This window comes from Nonomuraea sp. NPDC050536 (assembly GCF_044457685.1).
GTDB lineage: Bacteria > Actinomycetota > Actinomycetes > Streptosporangiales > Streptosporangiaceae > Nonomuraea.
In genome coordinates, this window is the sequence record NZ_JBITHD010000002.1 from 72,252 (window position 1) to 95,998 (window position 23,747).

At 71.6% G+C, this 23,747-nt stretch carries 24 protein-coding genes; 8 read left to right on the top strand and 16 right to left on the bottom strand.

Features of this window, described 5'->3' with window-relative positions:
* Positions 1–282 precede the first annotated feature (282 nt).
* From ACIBHX_RS07320 to ACIBHX_RS07350, 7 genes are all read right to left on the bottom strand, one after another.
* Positions 283–840, bottom strand: a complete 558-nt coding sequence (locus ACIBHX_RS07320; protein WP_397065153.1) for an NADAR family protein — start codon at positions 838–840, stop codon at positions 283–285.
* 73 nt (positions 841–913) lie between these two features.
* Positions 914–2,392: an MFS transporter gene (locus ACIBHX_RS07325; RefSeq protein WP_397065154.1), complete on the bottom strand. Its 1,479-nt coding sequence runs from the start codon at positions 2,390–2,392 to the stop codon at positions 914–916.
* A 2-nt stretch (positions 2,393–2,394) separates the two neighbouring features.
* The gene (locus ACIBHX_RS07330; RefSeq protein ID WP_397065156.1) at positions 2,395–2,739 is read right to left on the bottom strand and encodes a VOC family protein; all 345 of its coding nucleotides are present in this window, start codon (positions 2,737–2,739) and stop codon (positions 2,395–2,397) included.
* A 1-nt stretch (position 2,740) separates the two neighbouring features.
* Entirely contained in the window at positions 2,741–2,914 is a 174-nt protein-coding gene (locus ACIBHX_RS07335) for a CopG family transcriptional regulator (RefSeq protein ID WP_397065158.1), read from the bottom strand.
* A gap of 249 nt (positions 2,915–3,163) precedes the next feature.
* Positions 3,164–3,409, bottom strand: a complete 246-nt coding sequence (locus tag ACIBHX_RS07340) for a hypothetical protein (RefSeq protein ID WP_397065160.1) — start codon at positions 3,407–3,409, stop codon at positions 3,164–3,166.
* Complete coding sequence (locus ACIBHX_RS07345) at positions 3,406–3,693, bottom strand: DUF6247 family protein (protein ID WP_397065161.1); 288 nt, start codon at positions 3,691–3,693, stop codon at positions 3,406–3,408. The genes ACIBHX_RS07340 and ACIBHX_RS07345 overlap by 4 nt, the downstream gene beginning before the upstream one ends.
* 376 nt (positions 3,694–4,069) lie before the next feature.
* On the bottom strand, positions 4,070–6,805 hold the full coding sequence (locus ACIBHX_RS07350) for an AAA family ATPase (RefSeq protein WP_397065163.1): 2,736 nt from the start codon (positions 6,803–6,805) through the stop codon (positions 4,070–4,072).
* A gap of 102 nt (positions 6,806–6,907) precedes the next feature.
* Here ACIBHX_RS07350 and ACIBHX_RS07355 point away from each other — a divergent pair, with 102 nt between their 5' ends.
* A complete protein-coding gene (locus tag ACIBHX_RS07355; protein ID WP_397065165.1) occupies positions 6,908–7,525 on the top strand; it encodes a LysE family translocator in 618 nt (205 codons plus the stop codon).
* Between the two features lie 4 nt (positions 7,526–7,529).
* Positions 7,530–8,081 (top strand): TetR/AcrR family transcriptional regulator, encoded by a 552-nt coding sequence (locus ACIBHX_RS07360; protein WP_397065166.1) that lies wholly within the window; start codon positions 7,530–7,532, stop codon positions 8,079–8,081.
* Here ACIBHX_RS07360 and ACIBHX_RS07365 read toward each other — a convergent pair.
* The 6 genes from ACIBHX_RS07365 to ACIBHX_RS07390 form a co-directional block, all read right to left on the bottom strand.
* Positions 8,078–9,268 (bottom strand): hypothetical protein, encoded by a 1,191-nt coding sequence (locus ACIBHX_RS07365; protein ID WP_397065168.1) that lies wholly within the window; start codon positions 9,266–9,268, stop codon positions 8,078–8,080. The genes ACIBHX_RS07360 and ACIBHX_RS07365 overlap by 4 nt on opposite strands.
* A gap of 9 nt (positions 9,269–9,277) precedes the next feature.
* Positions 9,278–9,658 (bottom strand): RidA family protein, encoded by a 381-nt coding sequence (locus ACIBHX_RS07370; protein ID WP_397065170.1) that lies wholly within the window; start codon positions 9,656–9,658, stop codon positions 9,278–9,280.
* Between the two features lie 9 nt (positions 9,659–9,667).
* On the bottom strand, positions 9,668–10,714 hold the full coding sequence (locus ACIBHX_RS07375) for an alanine racemase (RefSeq protein WP_397065172.1): 1,047 nt from the start codon (positions 10,712–10,714) through the stop codon (positions 9,668–9,670).
* Positions 10,715–10,865: 151 nt separating this feature from the next.
* Positions 10,866–12,398, bottom strand: coding sequence for an amidohydrolase family protein (locus tag ACIBHX_RS07380; RefSeq protein WP_397065174.1), 1,533 nt, complete (start codon positions 12,396–12,398; stop codon positions 10,866–10,868).
* Positions 12,399–12,428: 30 nt separating this feature from the next.
* A complete protein-coding gene (locus ACIBHX_RS07385) occupies positions 12,429–15,617 on the bottom strand; it encodes a DUF4153 domain-containing protein (protein WP_397065175.1) in 3,189 nt (1,062 codons plus the stop codon).
* On the bottom strand, positions 15,614–16,297 hold the full coding sequence (locus ACIBHX_RS07390) for a response regulator transcription factor (RefSeq protein WP_397065177.1): 684 nt from the start codon (positions 16,295–16,297) through the stop codon (positions 15,614–15,616). The genes ACIBHX_RS07385 and ACIBHX_RS07390 overlap by 4 nt, the downstream gene beginning before the upstream one ends.
* Before the next feature lie 74 nt (positions 16,298–16,371).
* On the opposite strand from ACIBHX_RS07390, the gene ACIBHX_RS07395 reads away from it, so the two are divergent.
* The 4 genes from ACIBHX_RS07395 (at position 16,372) to ACIBHX_RS07410 (ending at position 20,171) form a co-directional block, all read left to right on the top strand.
* The gene (locus ACIBHX_RS07395; protein ID WP_397065179.1) at positions 16,372–17,226 is read left to right on the top strand and encodes an arylamine N-acetyltransferase; all 855 of its coding nucleotides are present in this window, start codon (positions 16,372–16,374) and stop codon (positions 17,224–17,226) included.
* Positions 17,227–17,293: 67 nt separating this feature from the next.
* Positions 17,294–18,427: a hypothetical protein gene (locus tag ACIBHX_RS07400; protein ID WP_397065181.1), complete on the top strand. Its 1,134-nt coding sequence runs from the start codon at positions 17,294–17,296 to the stop codon at positions 18,425–18,427.
* A 131-nt stretch (positions 18,428–18,558) separates the two neighbouring features.
* A complete protein-coding gene (locus ACIBHX_RS07405; protein WP_397065183.1) occupies positions 18,559–19,872 on the top strand; it encodes a glycosyltransferase family 39 protein in 1,314 nt (437 codons plus the stop codon).
* 104 nt (positions 19,873–19,976) lie between these two features.
* Positions 19,977–20,171 (top strand): hypothetical protein, encoded by a 195-nt coding sequence (locus ACIBHX_RS07410; RefSeq protein ID WP_397065185.1) that lies wholly within the window; start codon positions 19,977–19,979, stop codon positions 20,169–20,171.
* 13 nt (positions 20,172–20,184) lie between these two features.
* Here ACIBHX_RS07410 and ACIBHX_RS07415 read toward each other — a convergent pair whose 3' ends face one another.
* Both ACIBHX_RS07415 and ACIBHX_RS07420 read right to left on the bottom strand, forming a co-directional pair.
* The gene (locus tag ACIBHX_RS07415; RefSeq protein ID WP_397065186.1) at positions 20,185–20,493 is read right to left on the bottom strand and encodes a DUF3817 domain-containing protein; all 309 of its coding nucleotides are present in this window, start codon (positions 20,491–20,493) and stop codon (positions 20,185–20,187) included.
* A 5-nt stretch (positions 20,494–20,498) separates the two neighbouring features.
* A complete protein-coding gene (locus ACIBHX_RS07420) occupies positions 20,499–21,290 on the bottom strand; it encodes an SURF1 family protein (protein ID WP_397065188.1) in 792 nt (263 codons plus the stop codon).
* A gap of 105 nt (positions 21,291–21,395) precedes the next feature.
* Here ACIBHX_RS07420 and ACIBHX_RS07425 point away from each other — a divergent pair, with 105 nt between their 5' ends.
* On the top strand, positions 21,396–21,569 hold the full coding sequence (locus ACIBHX_RS07425) for a hypothetical protein (RefSeq protein ID WP_397065190.1): 174 nt from the start codon (positions 21,396–21,398) through the stop codon (positions 21,567–21,569).
* A gap of 71 nt (positions 21,570–21,640) precedes the next feature.
* Here ACIBHX_RS07425 and ACIBHX_RS07430 read toward each other — a convergent pair whose 3' ends face one another.
* The gene (locus ACIBHX_RS07430; RefSeq protein ID WP_397065192.1) at positions 21,641–23,008 is read right to left on the bottom strand and encodes an MDR family MFS transporter; all 1,368 of its coding nucleotides are present in this window, start codon (positions 23,006–23,008) and stop codon (positions 21,641–21,643) included.
* Between the two features lie 86 nt (positions 23,009–23,094).
* Between ACIBHX_RS07430 and ACIBHX_RS07435 the strand changes: the two genes are divergently transcribed.
* Positions 23,095–23,736: a TetR family transcriptional regulator gene (locus ACIBHX_RS07435; protein WP_397065194.1), complete on the top strand. Its 642-nt coding sequence runs from the start codon at positions 23,095–23,097 to the stop codon at positions 23,734–23,736.
* The last annotated feature ends 11 nt before the right edge of the window (positions 23,737–23,747 follow it).

Sequence of the window (23,747 nt, forward strand, 5' to 3'; positions counted from 1 at the left end):
CCGGATGCCCGTGCACCACGGCGATCCCCGCGCCACGTCATCGCCCAGCCACGCGCCCAGCCGGACTCCACGCGCCCCACCCCACGCGCGGCGGAGATGCGAGGGTGTGGCGGGCCAGAGGGACCGTGGTGCCCGGGTCACGAAGCCTCGTGGCGGCGGGCGAGCGTCCTCGACTCGCCAGAAGCGCCGGTCACAGGCCCTCAGCCGAAGTGCGGAGGGCGGCCGGTGGCGGCGGCTTGCCGTACAAGCCCATGCAACACCTACCCAGGCAACACCTAGGCGTCAGTCTGGGGTGAGGGTGTCGCGGGCGGCCATGAGGGCGAAGCCGAGGAGGTTGAAACCGCGCCAGGTCGACGGGCTGGCGGCGCGCTCGTCGGCGGCCGTGAGGCCGATGCCCCAGATGCGGTCGCGCGGGCTCGCCTCCACCAGGACGCGCTGCCGCGTGCCGAGCAGGAACTCGCGTAACTCGGCATGCTGCCCGAACTTCGCAGCGTTTCCCCTGACGACGATGCCGAAGCGCTCCGCCTTCCACACCTGGTCGTCGAAGCCCTGTACGGCACGGCCGAGATTCTTGGCCTCGCCTGGATGGGAGGTTTCCAGGATCCGCCCGGCCGTCTCGTCATCGCCGAACAGCCACGCCTTGTGCGCCATCATGTAGTGCTCTGCCGAGGCGAACGTGTGCCCGTCTTCCGTGAAGGTCACCGGCCACCACTGCGAAAGGCATCCGGGCACCAGGCTCCCCGTGTGCCCCCAGAAGTAGAGGTAGCGCAGGACGCGACCCGCCTGCTCGGCGGTGATCGCCTCGTCGCGGCTGCGGGGAAGGTCTTCGGAGGTCGACACCCCCGAAGGTTCCCACACGCCACCGACAATCCGGCTTCACGCGTCCGCGCCGCCGTACCGGATCCGGGAAGCCTCAGCGGTCTGGCGCGGCGGCCACCGGCGCGCCGGGCCCCTGAGCAGCGACGAAGTCCTTGCCGCGGATGAGCGCGAAGGCGAGCACGCCGCCCACGAGGGCCAGGATGCCGCTGACGAGCAGCACATCGTTGAGTGCCGCGCCCGCCACGCCCGCCTGCTTCGCACCCCGCTGGACGGCGGCGGCGATCCGATCGGCGTAGTCACGCGAGCCGAATCGCGCGTACAGCTCAGCGCGCAGGGACGCGGCGAAGATCGAGCCGTACAGGGCGATGCCGACGGCGATGCCTATCTGCCGGAAGGTCTGGTTCACCCCCGAGGCCATGCCGTAGCGGTGGACCGGCACGACGCCCACCGCGGTCGAGGCAAGGGGCGGATTGACCAGGCCCGTCCCGATACCCGCGACGATGAACCCGGGGACCAGGTGCGTCCAATCCGACCGCGCGTCCAGGCCCCGCATCAACAGCAGCCCGGCCCCCACCAGGACCAGCCCCGGACCGATCAGCCACCGGACCTGGACGTGGCTCGACAGCCGTCCCGCCACCGTCGCGGCGATCACCGTACCGGCGGAGACGACCAGAAGCCGGGCACCGGTGCCCAGAGCGCTGTAACCGAGGTCGTTCTGGAGATAGAGCACGATGTAGAGGAACATCGCGAACAGCGAGGCGTTCATCGCGAACGCCGCGATCGACCCGCCCAGGAACGTCGGCGTCCGCAGCAGCGACAGGTCGAACATCGGCTCGCGCACCCGCGACTCCACCACGACGAACCCGGCAAGCAGCACCGCCGCCAGCCCGAAGCAGACGACGACGCCGAGCTCGCCCCACGCCGTCTCACTGGCCCTGATCAGCGCATACACCAGGCTGAAGAGCCCAGCCGTCAGTGTGACCACGCCGGCCCAGTCGATTCGCGCACTGTACGGCGAGCGGGACTCATCCACCCTGGTCAGCGCGACGGCGATCGCGACGACGCCGATCGGCAGGTTGACCAGGAAGATCCCGCGCCAGCTGATCTCCGTCGTGATCAGGCCGCCGAGGATCGGACCGAGCGCCGTGGCCACGCCCGCGACCGCGCCCCAGACCCCGAAGGCCACGCCCCGCTCCCTGCCGTGGAAGGCACCGGCGATCAGCGCCAGCGAGGTGGCGAACAGGATCGCGCCACCGGCCCCCTGCACCGCCCTGGACACGCTCAGCATCGCCGGACCCTGCGCGACGCCGCAGAGCACCGAACCCACGGTGAAGATCGACAGGCCGACCGCGAACACGCGCCGCCTGCCGTACCTGTCGGCCAGCGACCCCGCCGTGAGCAGCAGCGCCGCCAGCGTCAACGCGTAGGCGTCCGTCACCCACTGCAGGTCGGCGAAGTCCGCGCGCAGCGCGTGCTGGATGTCCGGTAGCGCGACCACCACGATCGTGACGTCGAGCAGCAGCATGAACGTCGCGGCGCTCGCCACCAGCAGCGTCCACCACCTGCGCGCCATGTTCAGCCCTTGGCCGGGGCCTGCAGGCTCCAGATCCGCCCGTCGGGATCGCGGACGGTCATCTCCTTCGTCCCGTAATGGGTGTCCTCGAACGGCGTGACCACCTCGACCACGGGGTCGGCCTGGAACGCCTCCGCATCGGCCACCTTCAGCACGACCTGCACCCGCGGCTCCCGATCCGCGGGAATCTCCGACAGGACAAGGTACGGCCCGCCGCCGTTCCGCAGCACCCCCGAGCCGTCGCCGGTCGAGAACTCCACCTCGAACCCCAGCGCCTGATAGAACCTGGCCGCCTTACCCCAGTTGTGCGTCTCCAGGTACACGCCTTCGATGCCCTCGGTCGCCATGTCAACCCTCCTCTTCAGCCGATCGCCGCTGCCCGTGGGCGTCGAGGTAGACGCGCAACGCCTCGGCCACCAACGCCGACAGGGACATCTCGGACTCGATGGCGTGATGCTTGACCTGCTTGATCAGCCCGATCGGCAGGTACACGTTGAACTGCTTGACATCCTCATCACCCACGGCTGTCATGCTAGCACGCTAGCAACCTAGACCTTTGCCACGATGAGATCGAAGTACGGCTTACGAATATTCAGCTCTGTCACGCTTCCGGAATAGCGAGCCGCGAGCCCCTGTTCAGATCAGCCCTCTTCGCCGCCGAGGCGTGACACTGCTCACAATCAGTGGTCACGACCTCGGACGTTCCGCGCAGGACTAGGCTGGCGCCTCCGCTGGGATTGGCGCCACGTCGTAGCGTCGAGAGATCCGCGATCAGCCGGCCCAGGTAATGCTGAAGATCCAGATCAGCGCATCATCCTCAAGGAGCCGGAAGTACAGCACTCCATATGCGCCGAACGTCGTCTCTCGGATGTCGGGACGCTCTGGATCGAGGACGTGCGCATCCCAGGGCTCATGAACAAGGTCAACGGCACGCCGCACCAAGGCGTCGAAGGCATCGCTCGGCAATCCCTTCAACTGCTCCAGCGCCGCTACGTGAAACTCGACGCGATAGTTCACAGGCCGCGCGGCCAACCGGGGATGACATCCTTCGCGGACACGAACTCTTCCCGTCGGCCCTCGAGAGCTGCCTGCTCCGCTCGATCGAAGTCCTGATGCGAAAACGCCGCTGCTCGCAGATGCCACCTGTGGAGGACTTCACGGAGTTGCTTGAACTGCCAGACCTCATGGGCGGCTTCCAGGGCCGTGTGGTACTCCCCCAAAAACTGGGCATGCCATCGTTCCGGCAGAACACTCAAGATCTCCGCTGGATCCTCGAGGGCATGCAACGGCTCGGCGGTCATAGGGGAAGGCTACCTTGCGAGTACTTCCAGCGTCCGCTACGTGCGCAAAGCCAGGTAGAGGAGGCCATCACAGTTGATCTGATCCGGTCGGTGGTGAGTCCATGGACGCCGACACCGGCACCTATATACAAAGCTCGTGAGCCATCCGGGCACGCCGATCGGCTTGTCCCCGGGCTCCGGCCGGGGAGTGCGAGGGGCCCGGCCCCTCGCCGGGGTGTGGGGCGTGCCCCACTCGGACACAGCCCGAGCGCGTAGCGCGAGGACCATGCCTTTAACCCTCCATATGAACGCCCGAACGTAGCGAGGACCACGCCTTTTAAGCCTCAGTAAGAACGTCCGAGCGGAGCGAGGCCGTCTTCCTCAAGGAGAACTGGGCCTAGCCGAGGAGGCCGCGGGAGCGGGCGGTGGCGGCCGCCTGGGTGCGGGTGGAGGCGTCGAGCTTGGCGAGGATGTTGGAGACGTGCACGCTGACCGTCTTCTGCGCGATGAACAGCCGCTCGGCGATCTCCCGGTTGGTGAGCCCCTCGGCGACGAGGCGGAGGACTTCGAGCTCCCGGGCCGTGAGCCCGCCGTCGCCGTGGGCGCCGCCGAATCGGGCGCGGCGGCCGAACTCCGTGAGGGCCGTCTCCAGGGGCGCGGCGCGGAGCTTGCCTGCCGTCTCGCGGGCGAGCTCCCACTCGGCCTGGGCCGCGACGCGGTCGCCGGCGGCCAGGAGGGCTTCGGCCAGGCGCCAACGGGCGCGGGCGGTCTCGTAGACGAAGCCGTAGTCGAAGGCCGTCACGGTGGCCCGCCACAGGTCGACGTCGAGGCGCCCGTGGGCGCGGTGCCACTCGGCCTCGGCGCGCAGCGCCCAGGCGCGGCCCTCGGGACCCATCTCGCCGCGCTGGCCGGTGGGGCCGGCGGTGATCGCGAAACGCGCGGCCTCGATCAGCGAGTCGGCCCCTTCCAGGGAGCCGAGGTCGGCCAGCGCCCACAGGCCCATGGCGGCGACTCGGACCGAGCCGGAGTCGCCAGGGTCGAGGGCCGCGAAGGCGGCGTGGACGTGCTCGAGCGCGGTGGCCGGGTCACCGTTCCACAGAGCCTGCTCGGCGGCGAGGCCGCGCGACATGTACGCGACCAGCCCGTCGGACCAGAAGGGGCGCAGCAGCTCAAGCCGGGGCTCCACGGCGGGCAGCCCGCGGGCGACCTCGATGAACAGCGCGAAGGAGGACAGCGTGGCCTCGGGGATCGTGCCGACGCGGGCGGGGAAGCCGGCGGCGACGGCCTCCGCCTGGTCCCACTCACCGGCCACGTAGTGGATCAGGAAGCGCAGGAAGCGGAGGTCGGTGCCGTAGGTGCTCCAGGTCAGGCCGGACTCGCGCGCCATGCGGATGCCCTCGTCGGCCATGTCGGCGGCGGCCTCGAGCAGGCCCTGCTCGTAGTGGATGCGGGCGTGGAAGAAACGGGCGCGCAGGTCCATCGCCAGATCGCCGGTGCTCATCGTGGTGGCGGTCTCGATGATGGTGTGCGCCCGGTCGACGTCGCCCTGCAGCTCGGCCCTGGCGGCCTGGGTGATGAGCGCGCCCGCCTCGGCGTCGCGGACTCCGGCGGTCCTTGCGGCTTCGAGCGCGCGGGCGATGAGGTCCTCGACCTCGGTGTGGCGGGGCGTGTAGCTGAGCGTGCGCGACAGCGTGGCCAGCGCGCGGGCCAGCTGGGTCTGGGAGCCGGCGGTCTCGACGGCCCGCTCGGCGAACTCGACGGAACTGCGGTCGTCCATCTCGTAGAGGTAGTAGGCCAGGCGCTCGTTCACCTCGGAGGTGGACGGCAGCGCGCGCAGCTGATGAACGGCACGGTGGTTGTCGCCGCTGTCGGCGGCCATGACCGCGCTGCGGAAGGCCAGCACGACCCGGCTCTCGCCGGCCAGCGCCTCGGCGCCCTCGACCCGCTCCCACAGGCCGAGTGCCTGGTCGTAGTGGCTGTGCGCCTCCGCGGGCGCGCCCAGCCGCTCGGCCAGGCGGCCGGCCTCGGCCGAGGCCGACAGGGCGCCGGCCAGGTCGTGGCCGGCGAGGTAGTGGTGGGCCAGCTCGGCGGGCGAGGTGAGCAGGCCGGCGAAGGCGGCGTGCAGCCTGGTGCGCTCGCCGGGCAGCAGGTCGGTGTAGACGGCCTCCTGCAGCAGCGCGTGGCGGAACGCGTAGCCGTAGCCGTCGACCCTGAGCAGCCCGCGCGAGACGATCTCCCGCACGGCCTCCTCGAAGTCGGCCAGCGGCAGCCCGGAGACCTCGCGCAGCAGCTCGTCCTCGACCCGGCGACCGGCGACCGCGGCGGCGCGCAGCACCCGCTGCCCGGACTCCGACAGCACCTCGACCCGGGACATGAGCAGGCTGGCCAGCCCGTCGGGCAGGCTGTCGCCCTCGGCCATGGCGGCGAAGAGCTCCTCGGCGTAGAACGGGTTGCCGTCGGCCCGGGTGACGATCTCCCCGAGCCGCTGCGGATCAACCGACCCCAATGTCGCCACATAGTCCGACATTTCGCCAGAGCCGAGCGGCGTGACCTCCAGAGCCGTGACCGTGGGCAGGCGCTTGAGCTCGGCCAGCACCGAACGCATCGGATGGCGGCGGTGCAGGTCGTCGGTGCGGTAGGTGCCGACCACGCAGACGCGCTCGGTCTGCACCATCCGGCTGAGGAACACCAGCAGGTCGCGGGTGGACCGGTCGGCCCAGTGCAGGTCCTCGATCACGAACAGCACGGGCTGCACCTCGCCGAGCAACCCGAGCAGCGAGCCGAACAGCCGCTGCTGGGTCAGCGCCGACGGCGGCGCGCTCTCGCTGCCGGGCAGCAGCTGCCCGAGCAGCGGCCGCTCGGCGATGGCCTCGCGCACCTCCGGCCCGGCGCCGCGCAGCGCGTCGGCCAACGGCAGGTACGGCAGGGCGTCGCCGAGCTCGGCGCACTGCCCGACCAGCACGTGGAAGCCGCGTTCGCGCGCCTCGGCGACGAGCTCGGTCGCCAGTCTGGTCTTCCCGATACCCGCGTCACCGCCGATGAGCGCGACGCCGGCGGTGCCCGCGCCGGCGGACTCGAGGACGCGGACGAGCCGTGCCAGCTCAGCCGCACGCCCAACGAGAAGACCGTTCACGGGAGCAACTATGCCACGCCGCACCGACATTCCCATTGGTCCGTGATCCCGGTCACCGAATGGCCCTCAACGCAGGACCAAATCCGGCCTACGCTTCGAAAAATGATCCATTGGTCGACATTCGTCCTCTTCGTCGGCACCTCGTTGATCCTGGTGATCGTCCCGGGGCCGAACCACCTCTACATCGCCGCCAGAGGCCTGGCCCAGGGCCGTTCGGCGGCGCTGGCCAGCGCGTTCGGCGTGGAGACCGGGACGCTGGTGCACATCGGCGCCGCCGCGGCCGGCCTGTCGTACCTGATCAGCACGTCGGCGACGCTGTTCGGCATCGTCAAGTGGGCCGGCGTGGCCTACCTCTTCTACCTCGGCGTCCGCGCCCTGACCAGCAAGACCGAGGCCATCGCCGAGGCGCCGGAACCGCAGCCGCTGGCCAAGGTGTACGCCGAGGGCATCGTCGTCAACGTGCTCAATCCCAAGGTGACGCTGTTCTTCCTGGCCCTGCTGCCGCAGTTCGTCCGGCCCGGGGCGGGCTCGCCCGCGCTCCAGATCGTGGTGCTCGGTGTCACGGTGATGTCCCTCGGGCTCCTGTCCGACATGATCTACGCCTTCACCGCGGGCGCGCTGGGACAGCGGCTGGCCAGCAGAGCGCGGGCGTTCAAGAAGGCCAGCGGCGTGGTCTACCTGGGATTGGGCGTGCTCACCGCGTTCGCGGGGCGAAAATGATCGCATGGCGCCACGCAAGCAGCAGGAGATCTTCGACGCGACGCTGCGGCTGGTCTCCGAGCGCGGCTACGACGGCCTGACCATCGAGGGCGTCGCGGAACGCTCGGGGGTCAACAAGACGACGATCTACCGCTGGTGGCCGTCGAAGGCCGCGCTGCTCGGCGCCGCCCTGGTCGAGGCCGACACGCTCGGCTTCGACCCGCCGGACACGGGCAGCCTGCGCGGCGACCTGATGGCGGTGGTCGAGGGGATCAGGCGCCTGCTCACGCAACCGCCCGGACGTGACATCGCGGTCGCCGCGCTCGGCGCCGCCGTACACCATCCCGAGCTGGACGTGCGCGGGTTCTTCGCCGACCGGATGGCGCGCGAGAAGGAGATCTTCGACAGGGCGGTACGGCGGGGCGAGCTCACCGCGGAGACCGATCCGATGCTCGTGATCGACCTGCTGGCGGGGGCGGTGTGGATCAGGGCCGTGTTCCGCGGCCTCCCGCTCGACGACGAGTTCGCCCAGGACGCGGTGGCCGCGGTGCTGGACGGCGTCGCGAAACAGGGCTAGGGCGTCTCCCCGAGCGCCGTCGGGATCCGGTCGAGCACCGGGTGGGGCACCAGCCCGTAGGCGTAGAAGTCCACCGCGGACGCCCCGGCCGCCTTGGCGCCGCGGGCCTTGGCCACGAGCCGGTCGGTGGAGTCGCTGTCGGGGTACCCGGGGCGCAGCACGGCCCGCACCTCCCGGTCCTTGCCCACGGACCGCAGGTAGGCGCCCACGTCGTCGGCCACCCTGGCGGCGTCCCTGGCGTAGGCCAGCACCCCGAACGCGGGCACCAGGTCTCCCAGCGCCACCAGGTCCACCCCGAGCTGCCAGGCGTCGTGCGCGGCCAGCCCGGGCGTGGGAAGCCCGTCGGTGTATCCCTTGACCGCCCCGGTGGAGTCGATGAACACCAACCGGGATCCCTCCTCGGCCACCGCGGAGGCCACCTCGGACACCAGCGTGGTCACCGTCTCGGAACGCGCGCGGGCGTAGGCCACCACCTCGGGCCCGGCGTAGGCGGTCAGCGCGGCCCTGGTCACCTCGCCCTGGGCGGGCGGGTCTCCGTCGAGGACGCCGCCCACGATCCTGGCGCACTCGTCGCGCGCGACCTCGGCGTTGACGCCCAGGTCGGCGGCGCGCGCCATGCAGTAGTCGCAGAAGCAGAGCCCGAACAGATAGGCGTCCATCGGTCCGAGCGGCACGAACGAGCGCTGCGGCTTGAGCGGCCTGAAGTGCAGCGCCTCGGCCACCACGCTGTCCATGCCCAGCCTGGCCACCGCCCGGGCCAGCGCGACCGCGTACTCGCGGACGTCGGGGTGGGCGGGGCACAGGTCGGTGAGCGAGCCCCTGTCGCCGAAGCAGTCACGCACGGTCACGTCGGGGTGTTGCTCGCCGAGGGTCAGGTTGCGCAGGAAGACGGTCCACCCGTGCAGCTTCAGTCCCCGCTCGGTGCACGCCTGGCGGAGCCCGTCGAGCGCGTCGAGGTAGCCGGGGACGGGGCGGAGCCGGGCGAACAGGTCGTGCGGGGCGGCGAAGTGGGCCCCGTCGTGGCGGATGGTGAGCCTGGACAGCCCGTGCGGGGTGACGTCACGGGAGGCGTGGTGGGCGGCGCCCACGGTCAGGCCCCGCACGCCGTACCCGCTGATCCTGTCGAGCACGCGCTCGACGCCCTCGCCCCGCAGGTCCTCGACGAAGACGTATACCGAACTGTCCACGCACCGACCCTACGCGCTCTTGTGAGCGACGAAGTCGATCTCCACCAGGATGTTCATCAGGTCGGAGCCCACGGTCGTGCGGACCGGATAGGGCTCGGTGAAGTACGACTTGTACACCTCGTTGTAGCCGGCGAAGTCCCGCTTGAGGTGCTGCAGGTGCACCGTGGACTTGATCACGTCGTCGAAGCCGAGCCCGTGCGCCGCCAGGATCGCGCCCAGGTTGCGCATGGTCTGGTGGGTCTGGGTCTCGATGTCGTCGCCGACGACCTCGCCGGTCTGCGGGTCGAGCGGGCCCGCGCCGGAGGTGTAGACGAAGTCGCCCACCACCAGTCCCTGGGAGTACGCGCCGATGGGGGCGGCGCCTTCGGTGGTCCTGAGCTCCTTCTTCACGTGGTCTCCTCAGAAATGTGTGTTGATCGTGCCGACAACGTTGTAGTCCTCGTCGACCAGCGGCAGCGAGCGCCACTTGTCGAAGGCCGTGCACGGGTGCGAGATGCCGAAACTGACCACCTCGCCGACGTTCAGGTCGCCGTGCACGATCGTGTGCTGGTCCAGCATCTTGACCACGGTGACGCCCTCGCGCCGCGGGATGGGCAGGCCCTCGTCGTAGGGGGCGTCGCGCTTGCCCATCCCGATGATCGCCAGCCCAGGCTCGGGTGTCGAGAGCACGTGGGCGAAGACCTCGAGCGCGGGGCGCAGCTCACCCTCGATGCGGTTGAACGGGGTGCGCTGTCGGTAGTAGCCGTCGTCGTGGGTGACGTAGGCGCCGCTGCGCAGCAGGATCCTGGCCTGGGTGGCGACCAGCTCGCGGCCGATCACGTCGAACCACTGGCTACCGCCGACCGTCAGGATCGGGTTCCTGACCCGCAGGTACTCCACTGCCTCCTGCAGCCGATCCAGATATTTCCGGACCTCGTCGGCGCTCTGCAGCGCTCCCTCGTACCCGGCGACCCCCGCCAGCTCGACCCCGTCGACGGCCTGCACGTACGCGGCCACGTCGAGCAGCGCGTCCAGCGACCTGCACCCGGCGCGCCCGCCCTCGTGTCCCAGCTCGACCAGCAGCTGGAAGGGCCGCTCCCCGGCATGGGCGGCCAGGATGTCGACCCCCGTCCGGGAGTCGGCGAAGCTCAGGAACTCGAAGTCCGGGTCCTCGTCCAGCTCGGTCGCCGCCCACCGCAACCCCTGGGGGTCGAGGATCTGGTTGGCCACCATGATCCGGTCGGCGCCGAACCCGCGCGCGGCCATCGCCTGCCGCCCGGTGGCCACGGTCAGCCCCCACGCCCCGGCCTGAAGCTGCCGGCGCGCGATCTCGCCGGACATATGCGTCTTGACGTGCGGCGCCAGCTGCATGCCATGATCCCGCACGAAAGCCGCCATCGTCGCGATGTTGTGCTCCAGCGCGTCGCTGCGCACCACCATCACGGGCAGCGAGTACCCCTCCAGCACGTTATGACCCTATCGTTTTGGACGATGATCTTGTACGGCGAGCCACCCCACCGGCCGCCCACCGCACTCCGGCTGAGGACCCGCGACCGGCGCTTCCGGCGAGTCGGTGACACTGCCCCGCCGCAACGGCGCACGGGACCCATCTGGCTCCCTATCGCGGTTTCAACGCCCTTCCCGGGGTCTTCCCCGTGAGTGCGCCACCCGCCAGGACCTGCACGCCCGAGACGAACACGTCGTCGACCCCCACCGCCAGGGCCCGGGGATCGTCGTAGGTCGAGACGTCCGCGACCACGGCCGGGTCGAAGACCACCACGTCAGCGGCGAACCCGGCCCGCAGCAACCCCCGATCGGCCAGCCCGAAGCGGCGCGCGGGGTGCGAGGCCAGGTGGACGGCGGCCTGCTCCCACGTCCAGTCGCCCAGCTCCCGCACGTGCACCCCAAGGAAGCGGGCGAAGGCCCCGAACCCCCGCGGATGCGGATGCCGACCCACATAGATCCCGTCTGACCCGCCCGTGTGCACCGGATGCCGCAGCACCCGCCGCACCGACTCCTCCCCTTCTGGCCCCTCGTCGGGCCGCGCGGTCACGCACCCCGCCTCCAGCCGCGTCGAGATGAGCAGCCGCCGGCAGAACTCGGCCGGCTCCACGCCTTCCCGCTTGGCCGCCTCCACCATGGTCAGCCCCTCGGCCCAGGCCAGCCCCGGCGCGTGCGAGATGGTCAGCCGCGGCCAGGTGTCGCCCAGCCCCTCCCACCAGGCGGACAGGTCCTCGGATTCGAGCATCTCCAGCGCCCGGTCGACCTCGGCCCCCGGCACCGACGGCGGCAGCACCACCATCGCCAGGATCGTGTTCCCGCGCAGGTAGGGGTAGGTGTCGAAGGTCAGGTCGACCCCGCCGTCGAGCGCCGAGTCGACCAGGGGCAGCAGCACGTCCGCGGGCCCGTGCAGGTGCGAGACGTGCACGGCGGCCCCGGACAGCGCGGCGATCTCGCCGACCTCGGCCATGCCCGTCCCGGCGCGCTCGCCGTAGGCCCGCATGTGGGTGACGTACGGCAGGCCGCCCAGCGGGCGGCAGAGCGCGGCCAGCTCGGCGGCGGAGGCGTAGCGGCCGGGCAGGTACTCCAGCCCGCTCGACAGTCCGGCGGCCCCCTCCTCGAGCCCGCGCTCGACCTGGGAGACCATGCGGCGCAGCTCGTCCGGGTTGGGTGCGGCGGATGACGGGCCCAGCACGTCGTAGCGGATCGTCCCGTGCGGGAGGAGATAGGCCGTGTTGAGGGCGACCGCCCGGTCGTAGGAGCCGAGCAACCCGGCCACCGTCAGCGGGCCTTCGGCGAGCGCGGGCCCGTTGACGGCGGCGAAGTAGCGCGAGGCGTAGGCCACGGTCTCGGCGGAGCCGGGCGCGAACGACAGCCCGTCCTGCCCGAGCACGAACGTCGTCACCCCCTGGCGCAGCGCCGCGAGCTGCACCGCGGGGTCGAAGACCGCGGCGTCGCCGTGGGCGTGGCAGTCGACGAACCCGGGCGCCACGAGCCGCCCGGCGGCGTCCACCACCTGGCGGGCCTCGGCTCCGTCGAGGCGGCCGACGGCGGCGACGCGGTCCGCGGTGATCGCCAGATCAGCCCGGTACGGCGGCGCCCCCGTCCCGTCGAGCACCCGTCCGCCGGTGATGATCACATCGAAAGCCACTCCTGGATTAAACCCGATCCGGACCGGCGATCACTCGGTGCCGTAGCGGCCGGTACTGGGGCAGGAGGAGGTGCTCCGCACCGGATGCGCGGCCAGCAGCTCGCGTGCCTGTGACCTGGCCAGGTTCCAGCCGTTCCACTGATCCGGCTCGCGCAGGCCGTTGGTCCGCACCACCGAGGCCAGCACGCAGCTGCGCTTGGGCTCGGGCAGCCGGTCGAGCGCGGGCACGGCCTCCGCTCCGAGGTCACCCAGGTAGTCGGCGTCGATCCGCTCCACGCCGCGCACCTCGACGGCCGACTGGGCCACCCGCAGATCCGGGTTGACCATGGCGAACGCCGCCACACCCAGCCCGGTCACCAGGACGATCGTGCGAGGCAGCCACCGGGCTCCCCTGCCCGCCAGCCGTACCGCGCCTGCCAGCAGGACCAGCACGAACACCGCGCCCAGCCACCAGACGGTGGCCTGCACCGACAGCCGCAGCCGCGACAGGCCGTAGGCGTCGGTGTAGAGCTCCATCCGGTGCAGCGCCGAGGCCAGCACCACCATCGTCAGCGCGCACAGCACGCCCAGCTCGCCGGCCATCACCCAGCGCTCGCGCCGCTCGGTCCTGATCATGCCGCCGGCCACCGCGACGATCCCCAGCACGAAGACGCTGACGACGACGAGCTGGAAGAAGCCCTGCCTGGCGTACTCGGCGTAGGTCAGGCCCGCGGTCCTGCGCACCCAGGCGTCGCCGCCGAACAGGGCCGTGACCTGGACCGCGACGAACGCGGCGAACAGCAGGTTCACCGCGGTCAGCGGCACCAGCCAGACGCTCCTGGCCACGCGCAGCTTCACGCCGGGCCCCACCGGCTCGTTGACGGGGCGCAGCGCCACCAGCACGACCGCGGCGAGCAGCACCGCGAACACCACGAACACGAAGACCCGGATCGGCGCCGACTCCATCCACACCGGCGTCGCGGTCAGCCGCTGCACGTACGCGGCGAAGACCGCGTCCGCGGAGGCGAACAGCAGCCCGAACACCAGCAGCAGCACCGCCGTGATGGCCAGCGCCGCGAGCGTCGGCAGGATGCGCCGCCTGGCCACCAGCCGCCGCAGCGGCCCACCCACGAACCAGGCCACCGGCCCCAGCGCGAGCAGCACGGACACGCCGCCCCTGATCACCCCGAGCCAGCCGGCCCCCGCACCCGAGACGGCCAGCGCCCCCAGTCCCGCGCCCGCCAGCAGCAGCACGGCGACCAGCCAGTCAGCGTCCCGCACGGCCGCCATCGCGATCAGCCAGTAGGCGATCACCCCGAAGGCGAACGTCCACGGCGTCATCCTGCGCAGCACCGCGGGCAGCGCGGCCGCCCCCAGCACCACCGCGACCAGCACGACCCCGAGCCCCGCCTTCGCGTCGGGCAGCGCTACGGCCGCGAACACCCCCGCGCCCGCCGCCGCCGGCAGCAGCCAGCGCGGCGTCTCGGGCAGATCCGGCTTGGGGAACAACGGCGGCGGCACGTATCCCGGCGGCCCACCCTGCTGCTGCACTCCGTACGGCCCGGCCTGCTGCACCTCGTGTGGCCCTCCCTGCTGCACCCCGTACGACCCGGCCTGTTGCACCCCGCGTGCTCCGCTCTGCTGCTCCGCGTACGGCGGGCGTTGCTCGCCCGCGTACGGCCCGGCCATCCCGCCCTGCGCCGAGGACACGGCCCCGGCGGCCGGGGGTGCCGCTCCGGTTGGAGGCGGGTAGGCGGGGGCGGGGCGCGAGCGTGGCCGCCCCCCGCCCGACACGGCCACACCCAGCACGACGCCCGCCAGCATGGCCAGCATCAGCGTGGCCAGGGCCGCCACACCGCCGAAGAGCACGGACACGACCACGGCACCGAACAGGCCGACGAGGAACCCGCCCAACGCCCCGAGCACCGCCCCGCCGAACAGCCTCCCGAACCCCACCCCGCCCACCGGCGCGGGCGGCGGAACCGTGGGCGCCCCCTCCGGCACGCCCCCGGACTCCACGGCGGCACCGGGTGGCGCAGCCTCTCCCGCACGCGCGGCGCCCTCCGCATCCACACCGACCACAACCGGCATGTCAGGCACGACCCCCGTCACCACCGCACCTCCCCCGGACACAGGGCCCGAGGAGACGGTTAAGGCTCCTGAGACGGCAGCCTCGGGCTCCGGGACCCGATCCGGTACGGCGACGACCGGCTGCTCCCCCGTGCCGGCCTCCTGGGGCGTTTCCACCATCGTGGTCCTCCCTGGTAAGTCGACGATCATGCGGCACCCCGCGCAGTCGTCGATGCGGATGGAGCCGCCGTGAAGCTCGACGATCTCCTTGACGATGGCCAGCCCGAGTCCCGCGCCCCCGGAGTCCGCCGCCCGCCCGGCGTCCAGCCGGGAGAAGCGCTCGAACACGCGCGCCCTGGCCGAGGCCGGGATGCCCGGCCCCTGGTCGGCGATGACGATGCGCACCCCCGAGCTCTCGGGGGCGGCCGTGACGCGCACCACGCCTTCGGAGGGGCTGTGCCGTACGGCGTTGTCGAGCAGGTTGGCCAGCACCTGCGCGAGCAGGTCGGGGTCGGCGCGCACCACCAGGTCGGCGGGCACCGAGGGCGCCAGCAGGACGTCCTCCCTGGCCAGCTCGGCCTCGCGGACGGCCTGCTCGAGCAGCGGCGCGAGCTCGACGGCCTCCGGCTCGATGAGCCTGACGCCCGAGTCGAGGCGCGAGAGGTCGAGCAGCTGGGCGACGAGCCGGCCGAGCCGTTCGGTCTGCGCGAGCGCGGTGGCCATCGTGGTCGGGTCGGCGTCCGAGACGCCGTCGACCACGTTCTCCAGTACGGCGCGCAGCGCGGTGATGGGGGTACGCAGCTCATGGCTGACGTTGGCGACCAGCTCGCGGCGCTGCCGGTCGACCTCGCCCAGGTCGGCGGCCATCGCGTTGAACGCCCTGGCCAGCTCGCCCACCTCGTCGCGCGAGGTGGCCCGCACGCGCAGCGAGTAGCGGCCCTTGGCGATGGTCTGGGCGGCGCTGGCCATCTGGCGCAGCGGCTTGGTCATGCCCATGGCCAGCAGCTGCACCATCACCAGCGCGAGCACGACGGCCACCGCGATGCGGATCGACCGCGACCAGCCGGCGCCGATGCCCAGCTCGTTGACCAGGAATGCGGTCCCCACCGCCAGCACGATGACGATGCCCAGCTTGACCTTGATCCGGCCGAGGAAATCCAGCGGCCTCATCGGCGCACCAGGGCGTAGCCGACGCCGTGGACGGTGCGCACGACGTCGGAGCCGAGTTTGCGGCGCAGCGCCCGGACGTGGCTGTCGACCGTGCGGGTGGCCGCCGCCTCGGAGAAGCCCCACACGTCCGACAGCAGCCTGTCGCGCTCGAACACCTGCCCAGGTCGCTCCGCCAGCCGCCTGAGCAGGTCGAACTCGGTCCTGGTGAGCTGCGCCTCGGTGCCGTTGACGAAGACCCTGCGGGCGGCGGTGTCGATCTCGACGGCGCCCACCCTGATCACGGTGTCCTCCACGGCCAGTTGCGCGGCCCGCTCGACCCTGCGCAGCAGCGCGTGGATCCTGGCCACCAGCTCCCGCATGCTGAACGGCTTGGTGATGTAGTCGTCGGCGCCCACCCCGAGCCCGACCAGCACGTCGGTCTCCTCGCTGAGCGCGGTCAGCATCAGCACGGGCACCGGGCGCGCCGCCTGCATCCGTCGGCACACCTCCAGCCCGTCGAGCCCCGGCAGGAGCCGGTCGAGGATCACCAGGTCCGGTTCGGCCTTGCCGTACTCGCTCAGAGCGGTCTCCCCGTCGGCGGCCATGCGGACGTCGAAGCCCTCCGCGGCCAGCCGGTTGCGTACGGCCAGGCCGATCGTCTCGTCGTCCTCGACCAGGAGGATGCGTCGCTGCTCTGCCACGTCCCAGAGCCTAGAAGGGGGCCTGTGCAGAGGGCACTGCCCAGTTTGTGAACATCCCGTGCAGACTGTGCCTTGTGGACATCCCTGGTTACCTGCGCCGCCTGGGCCTCTCCCGTCTCGCGGACGCCCCGCCCACCGCCGCCGGCCTGCGCGCCCTGCACGTCGCGCATGTGGAGAAGATCGCCTACGAAGCGTTGGAGATCTGGCTCGGCCGTCCCACCACGGTCGACCCCGAGGAGTCCGTGGCCAGGATCGTGCGCGGCCGCGGCGGCTACTGCTACCACCTCAACGGGGCCTTCTCCCAGCTGATCAGGGAGCTCGGCTACGAGGTCACCCGGCACGTCGGCGGCGTGCAGAACCGGGGCCAGGAGCCCGGCATCACCGCCAACCACCTGGTGCTCACCGTCCACGGCCTGCCCACCGAGGACAACCCGGGCGGCGCCTGGCTGGCCGACCTCGGGCTCGGCGACGCCCTGCACGAGCCGCTCCCGCTGATCGAGGGCACCTACCGGCAGGGTCCTTTCACGTACGGCTTGCGCCCCTCGCAGATCGCGCCCGGCGGATGGCGCCTGGACCACGATCCGGCGGGATCCTTCCTGGGCATGGACTTCGACCCCAAATCCGCCGACATGTCCGCATTTATAGCCATGCACAACCACCTGTCGACCTCGCCGGATTCGGGCTTCGTCAGGGTGGCCACCGTGCAGCGCCGCGACGCCTCGGGGGTGGACACCCTCCGCAGCCTCGTCCTGTCCCGCATCGGCACCGGCACCCGGTCACTGACGCTCGAGACCGAGGACGACTACTACGCCGCGCTCGCCGACGTCTTCGGCCTGACCATGGCGGATGTGACCCCGGAGGAACGCACCGAACTCTGGAACCGCCTGGCCGATTCCCACGAGCGCTGGCTCGCCCAAGCCGCTCCGTGACCCGCGCCCTGCCGGGGTTCCGCGGCCGTGTAGCTATGGCGGGAGATAGGCCGCTATCGTGCAGTTCATGCGCTACCGGCTCATGAACCCCCTCGCAGGGGGAGCGGTGCGTTTGGGCTTCGACCAACTGGCGCACCGGGACGTGGCGATCCGCGCGCTCCCCGAGGACGCGGTACCCGCGGCCCGGCTGGCGATGGCGCTGCGGCACGCCTGCATCGTGCCGGTGCTCGACGTGGTGACGGGCCCCGAGGGCACCTGGCTGGTCACCGAGTTCGTCGAGGGCTCCTCGCTGGAGCAGACGGTGCTGACGCGGCGCCCGCTCCCACCCATCCAGGTCGCGCGGGTGGGCGTGTGCCTGCTGTCGGCGCTGGAGGCCGCGCACGCCGCCGGGATCGCGCACGGGCGGGTCAACCCCGCCAAGGTCCTGCTGGCCGGGTCGGGGCGGGCGCTGCTCAACGGGTTCGGGCTGCCGCCCACCGGGCTCCAGCCCGCCGCCGACCTCTGGTCGCTGGCCGCCACGATGCACTTCGCGCTGGAGGGCCGCCCGCCGGGCACGGATCCGGCGACGGGCGCCGATCCGCTCAGGACGCTCATCCGGGCCATGCTCGACCAGACCAACCCGCCTGCGCTCGAAACCGTCTCCCTGGCCCTGCACGACATCGCCGAGAACCGGCCCGCGCCCGAACCCCCCGCGCCGTCCGAGCCGCCCCCGCTGTATGAGCCCCCCTTCCCCCTGCAGCCGGCCGCCGAGCTGGCCGGGGTGGACCGGCCCCTGGACCGAATCGTGGGCACAGCGGGCCCGCTGCCGCCCGAGCAGGTGGCCGCGATCGGCCTGGCCGTCCTGGACAGGTTGGCGGCGCGGCACGAGTGCGGCCTGCGTCACGGCGACATCCGGCCGAGCACGATCCTGCTCGACCAGTCGGGCCAGGCGCTGCTCGCGCCTCCCGAGCCCGTCGCCGACCCCGCCTACACCGCGCCCGAGGGCAGCAGGACGCCCGCCTCGGACCTGTGGTCGCTCGGCGCCACCCTCTTCACCGCCGTGGAGGGCCACCCGCCCGCCCCTGGCGCGCCGCTGAACCGGGCGGGAGCGCTGGCGCCCGTCCTGTTCCGCCTGCTCTCGGGCGACCCGGCACAGCGCCCGACCCCCGACATCCTGCGGGAAGACCTGCAGGCCATCGCCAACTCCTGGCAGCACGTTTGAGCACAGCCCCGGACGGCGACGTGGTCTCGGATCCACCCGCCCCTGTAAGCGCGCCAGAAGACCCATCCGTCCCTACGAGCACCCCAGAGACCCACGGGCCACGCGCCGCCCGCTATATCGGGATACTTCCGATGCTGGTGGCGGCGGCCGTGGCGTGCTGGGGGCTCGCCACCCCGTCGCTCTGGCGGGACGAGTCGGTCAGCGTCTCGGCCGCCAGGATGCCGCTGTCGCAGCTGCGCCTCCTGCTCGGCGACATCGACGCCGTCCACGCCCTGTACTACCTGCTGCTCCGCCCCTTCATCACGCTCCCGCTGCCCGTCGAGGCGGCCGCGCGGCTCCCCTCCGTGCTGGCCTTCGCCGGCGCGGCACTCGGCGTGACCGTGATCGGCCGCAGGCTGGCGGGCCCGCTCGCGGGCCTGGCGGGCGGCCTGATCTACGCCGTGACCCCGATCGCCGTCCGCTACGCCCAGGAGGCCCGCTCCTACGCCCTGGTCAGCGCGGTCGCCGTGCTGGCCACCTGGCTCCTGCTCCGCCTCGCCGACCGCCCGGCCAGGTGGCCGTACGTCGCCTACGCCGCCAGCCTGGCCCTGCTCGGCTACCTGCACCTGTACGCGATGCTGCTGCTGCCCGCACACGCGGTCGCCGCCTGGTTCTCGGGCCGCAGGTGGGCGCTGGTCCCGATGGCCGCCGCCGGGCTCGCCCTGGTCCCGCTGGCCCTGGTCGCCTCCGGACAGCGCGAGGCCCAGGTGTTCTGGCTGAAGAAGCCCGACTGGTCGGACGTCGCGTCCTTCCCCGTCGAGGTGGCGGGCAGCGTCCCCGCCGCGATCGTGCTGTTCGCCCTGGCCGCCTGGGGCGTACGCCGGGCCTGGCCGGTGGCCCTGTGTGCGGTGCTGCCCGTCGCGCTGTCCTTCGCGATCTCCCAGCTCCAGCCGATCTACCACCCGCGTTACGTCCTGTTCGCCGTGCCCGCGCTAGCGCTGCTGGCCGGGGTCGGAGCGGCGAGCCTGCTGCGCGCCTGGTGGCCCGCCGTCCCGGCCGTGACGGTCTTCGCGGTCCTCACGTACGGCACGCAGCAGGCGATCCGGCTGCCGGACAGCCGCCCCGACGACCTCCGCACGCTGGCCGCCACGCTGGAGGCCGGCGAGCGGCCGGGGGACGCGGTGCTCTTCGTCCCGCAGCGCTACCGGCTGTTCGTGGCCGCGTACAGCCGGCCGTACGACAGGCTCGTGGACCTGACGCACGCGCCGGGCGACTACCAGCCCAGGACGGCCGACCAGCTGAGGCGGGAGCTGAGCGGGATCGAGCGGGTGTGGCTGGTCTCGCCCAGGATCGCGTGGAAGTACGCGGAGGATGAGCGCCTCGTCACGCTGCGGGAGACGTTCAGGAAGGGACAGGTGCGGATGTTCGGATCCATTCACCTGACGCTCTACACGCGCAAGAATTGAGATACATCGCGAATGGAACCCACACGCCGCCCCCACTCGTTGGACTGGCGACGCACAATGTGGGAGAGGCGGAGCGCACGCTCCGCGTTCGGAGGAAGTTGAGGATGTCGCCAGTCACGAAGTACGCCATCGGCGCGGGCGCCGCGGTTCTACTCTCGCTGATGATCTTTGGCACCGGATGGATCACCCTGCTGGTCGTCCTCGGCGTGATCGCGGCCCCGGTGGTCGGCTACCTGATGCTCGACCCGTCGCAGCGTGAGCGCCTCAAGAGGGCCCGCAGGCGCGGGATCGGCAGCTAGTCGCAGGCGGGGGTCACGCGGCCCCCGCCGTCGCGGCGTGCACCCGGCGTTCGACCTTGCGCTCGATGAAGAACGACAGGAACGGCACGGTGCCGCCGAGCATGATCCCGATCATGTACTGCCAGGTCCAGCGTGCCTTCATGCCCAGGTTCAGCACGGTGACCAGGTAGAGCATGTACAGGAAGCCGTGGATCGGCGCGATGACCTTCGACATCTGCGGGATCTGGAAGCCGTAGCGCAGCACGATGCCGACGCAGAAGATCAGCAGGGTGACGCCGACGATGTAGGCCATCACCCGGAACGGCTTGAGGGCGGACTCCACAGTTCTCAACCTTCCATAACGTTCTCGGGGGCCGCCTTGGAAGGCTCTGCCTCGTCCCGATCACTCCGCACGGCGTCGCGCACGAAGTGGAACCACATGAACACGGCGAACCCGGCGAAGATCCACCAATTGGCGGCGTAGGCCAGATTCCGCCAGGTGAACTCCCCGCCCACGATCGGCGGCGACACCTTCACCTGGGCCAGCGCACCCGACGGCGGCTGCGCCACCACGAACCCGTTGCGGAGCTTCTCGCCCTGCCACAGGTTGACCAGTTCCCCGGTCGAGACCGTCTGCACCTGCCCGGCGGGCAACCCTTCGGCCCGCCCCTGCACGCTGTCGGTGCTCTGCTGCGGCCGCAGCCGCCCGGTCACGCTCACCTTCCCCTGGGGTACGGCTGCCGCCGCCCCGTCGGCCGTGGCCGTCCAGCCCCGCACCACCGGGATGAGCGTGCCGTCGGAGAGCCGGAGGGGGGTGAGCACCCAGTAGCCCTTGTCGCGCGAGACGTTGCCGCCCGGCGCGTCCACGTCGGGCCGCCGGTCGGCCACGAGCAGCTGCTTGGCGGCGTCGTAGACCCCTTCCGCGCTGACCCTGCGCCCGACGGCGGTGCCCTGGATCTGAGCGCCCACCCGGGAGAGCGTCTCCACGGCCGCCGGGGCGGGGTCGGTGCTGGTGCGGGGCCTGCCCGAATCCTGGAAGACGCCGAGCTGCCAGCGGCCGAGCAGGATGAAGGCGACGAGGACCCCGACCGTCAGCAGGTGGAGGCCCACCAGGCGAGGGGAGAACAGGGTCCTGAGCATGTCTCCAAGCTATCCGCCGGATGGACCGGTCCCCTAATCAGCCCACACCTACAAGTACCGCTAAAAGGTGCAAACGGCTCATCTGTTGCCGCTAGGCTGGCGGCCATGTCTGACCAGCACATCGACCCCGCGGGCAATACCCAGCAGTTCCGCGCGTTCGCACAGCGGTCCGAGCAGGAGACTTCTTCGCACCGCAAGAAGTCGCCCCTGCTGCCGATCATCGCCGTCGTCGTCGTGATCGCCGTCATCGGCGTCGCGGCCTTCCTGCTCCTGAAGTAAGCCTTCCTGATACGAGCGCCGTGGGCCCGAGGGCCTTCGGCGCATTCTGTGCTCCTCAGTAGCGATCGCGGTCACTTCTTGGGGTAGAGCGCGGCCGGGGCGAGGGTGAGCGCGGACAGGCCGAGCGCCCACCAGAACGTGGTGCCGAAGGCGGCCGCGGTGGCGTGGCCACTCTGCAGGACCCCACTCTGCAACACCATGGCCAGGACGGCGGTGCCGATCGAGCCGCCGACCCGGTTGAGCACGTTGAGCGCCGAGGCGGCGCGCGGCGTCTCGTGCCGCTCGACGCTGGCGTAGACGGCGGCCATGCCGGGAGCCATCATCATGCCGAGCCCGGCGCCCCTGACGACCAGCGAGAGCGTGAGGACCCACGCGGCCGGGTGCGAACCGACCAGCGCGAACGCCACGGTGCCCGCCATGGCCAGGGCGATGCCGGTCAGGATGAGCGGGCGTGGCCCGATCCTGTCGCTCAGCCGGCTGGCGAAGAACGTGACCATGGCGGTGCCGAGCGCCTGCGGCGCGAGCAGCAGCCCGGCCTCGAGCGCGCTCGCGCCCCCGATCTGCTGGTAGTAGAGCGGGATCAGCAGCATCGAGCTGTAGACCGACGCGCCGAGCAGGAACGAGCTGCCGGTGGCCGCCGCGAAGCCGCGCCGGGCGAACAGCCGCAGGTCGATCAGCGGAGCCGTGGCACGCAGCGCGTGCACGGCGTATCCGGCCACCAGCAGGCCGCCCACGGCCAGCGGCAGGGTGGCGCCCGTGCCCGAGGCCAGCTGGGCGAAGCCGTACACGATCGCGGCCAGTCCGGGCGAGAGCAGCGCGAGACCGCGCACGTCGAGCGGGGCCCGTGGGCCCGCCGGCGGGGCCGCGGGCACGATCCTGGCGGCGAGCAGCAGCGTCACGAGCCCGATGGGGACGTTGACGTAGAACATCCAGCGCCAGTCCACCCCGGCGATCAGGCCGCCCAGCACGGGACCGAGCACGGGCGCGAACGTGATCGGGATGGTCAGCACGCCCATCACCCGGCCGATCCGGCTCGGGCCGGCCGCCTGGGCCACGATCGACTGGCCGATGGGCTGCATCATGCCGCCGCCGATGCCTTGGATCAGCCGGAAGACGATCAGGCTCTCCGGCGACCAGGCGAGCCCGCACAGCGCCGAGCCGGCCACGAACAGCGCCACCGAGGTCAGCCACATGGTCTTGGCGCCGAAGCGCTCGCTGACCCACCCGGACAGCGGCATCACCATCGACACGGCCAGCAGGTAGCCGGTCGAGACCCACTGCAGCTGACCCAGAGTGCCGTGCAGGTCGCGGCCCATGGTGTCCAGGCCGACGTTGACGATCGTCGTGTCGAGCATGGCCAGGATCGCGCCGAGTGTGAGGACCAGTCCCATGCGGACGAGCGACGGCTCGAGGCGTTCCGTGGTGCGCGTGATCGGCATGCCCACTCCCTTTGCTAGGTGCGACCTAAAGACTAGGTTTGACATAGTCAATTGGTCAAGCCCATGGTTTTTGCTACCGTGTTCCCATGGCAGAGGGGTTGCGCGAGCGGCAACGACAGCAGACGCGGCGGGAGATCTCGGGCGTCGCGACGGAGCTGTTCCTGGAGCGCGGGTTCGAGCAGGTGACGATCTCCGACGTGGCGGCGCGGGCGGGGGTGGCCAAGATGACGGTCACCAACCACTTCCCGCGCAAGGAGGACCTGGTCTTCGACCGGGACGAGGAACTGATCGAGGGGCCGGTGCGGGCCGTGCGCGAGCGGGCGCCCGGCCAGTCGGCGCTGACCGCGGTGCGGCGCGCGCACCTGGCGGCGATCGAGGCCCGTGAGCCGACCGCCGGCTTCTCCGGCGCGCCCTTCGCTCGGATGATCATGGAGAGCCCCACGCTCCGCGGGCGGCTCAGGGAGTTGCACGAGCAGAGCCAGGAGGCGCTGGCCGCCGTGCTCGCCGAGGAGACCGGGGCCGGCCCCGGAGACCTGCTGCCCAAGGCGGTGGCCGGCCACTTCGTGACCGTCCAGCGGGTGCTGTTCGACGAGGGCTTCGCGCGCGGGATGAACGGCGAGCCGGAGGACGACGTGGCCGCCGCGCTGGCCCGCGAGGCGGTGCGGCTCTACGACCTGCTCGAGCCGAGCCTGGGAGACTACGCCGTCCGCCAGACCTTGCGGGGGTGAGCCCTGTGAGG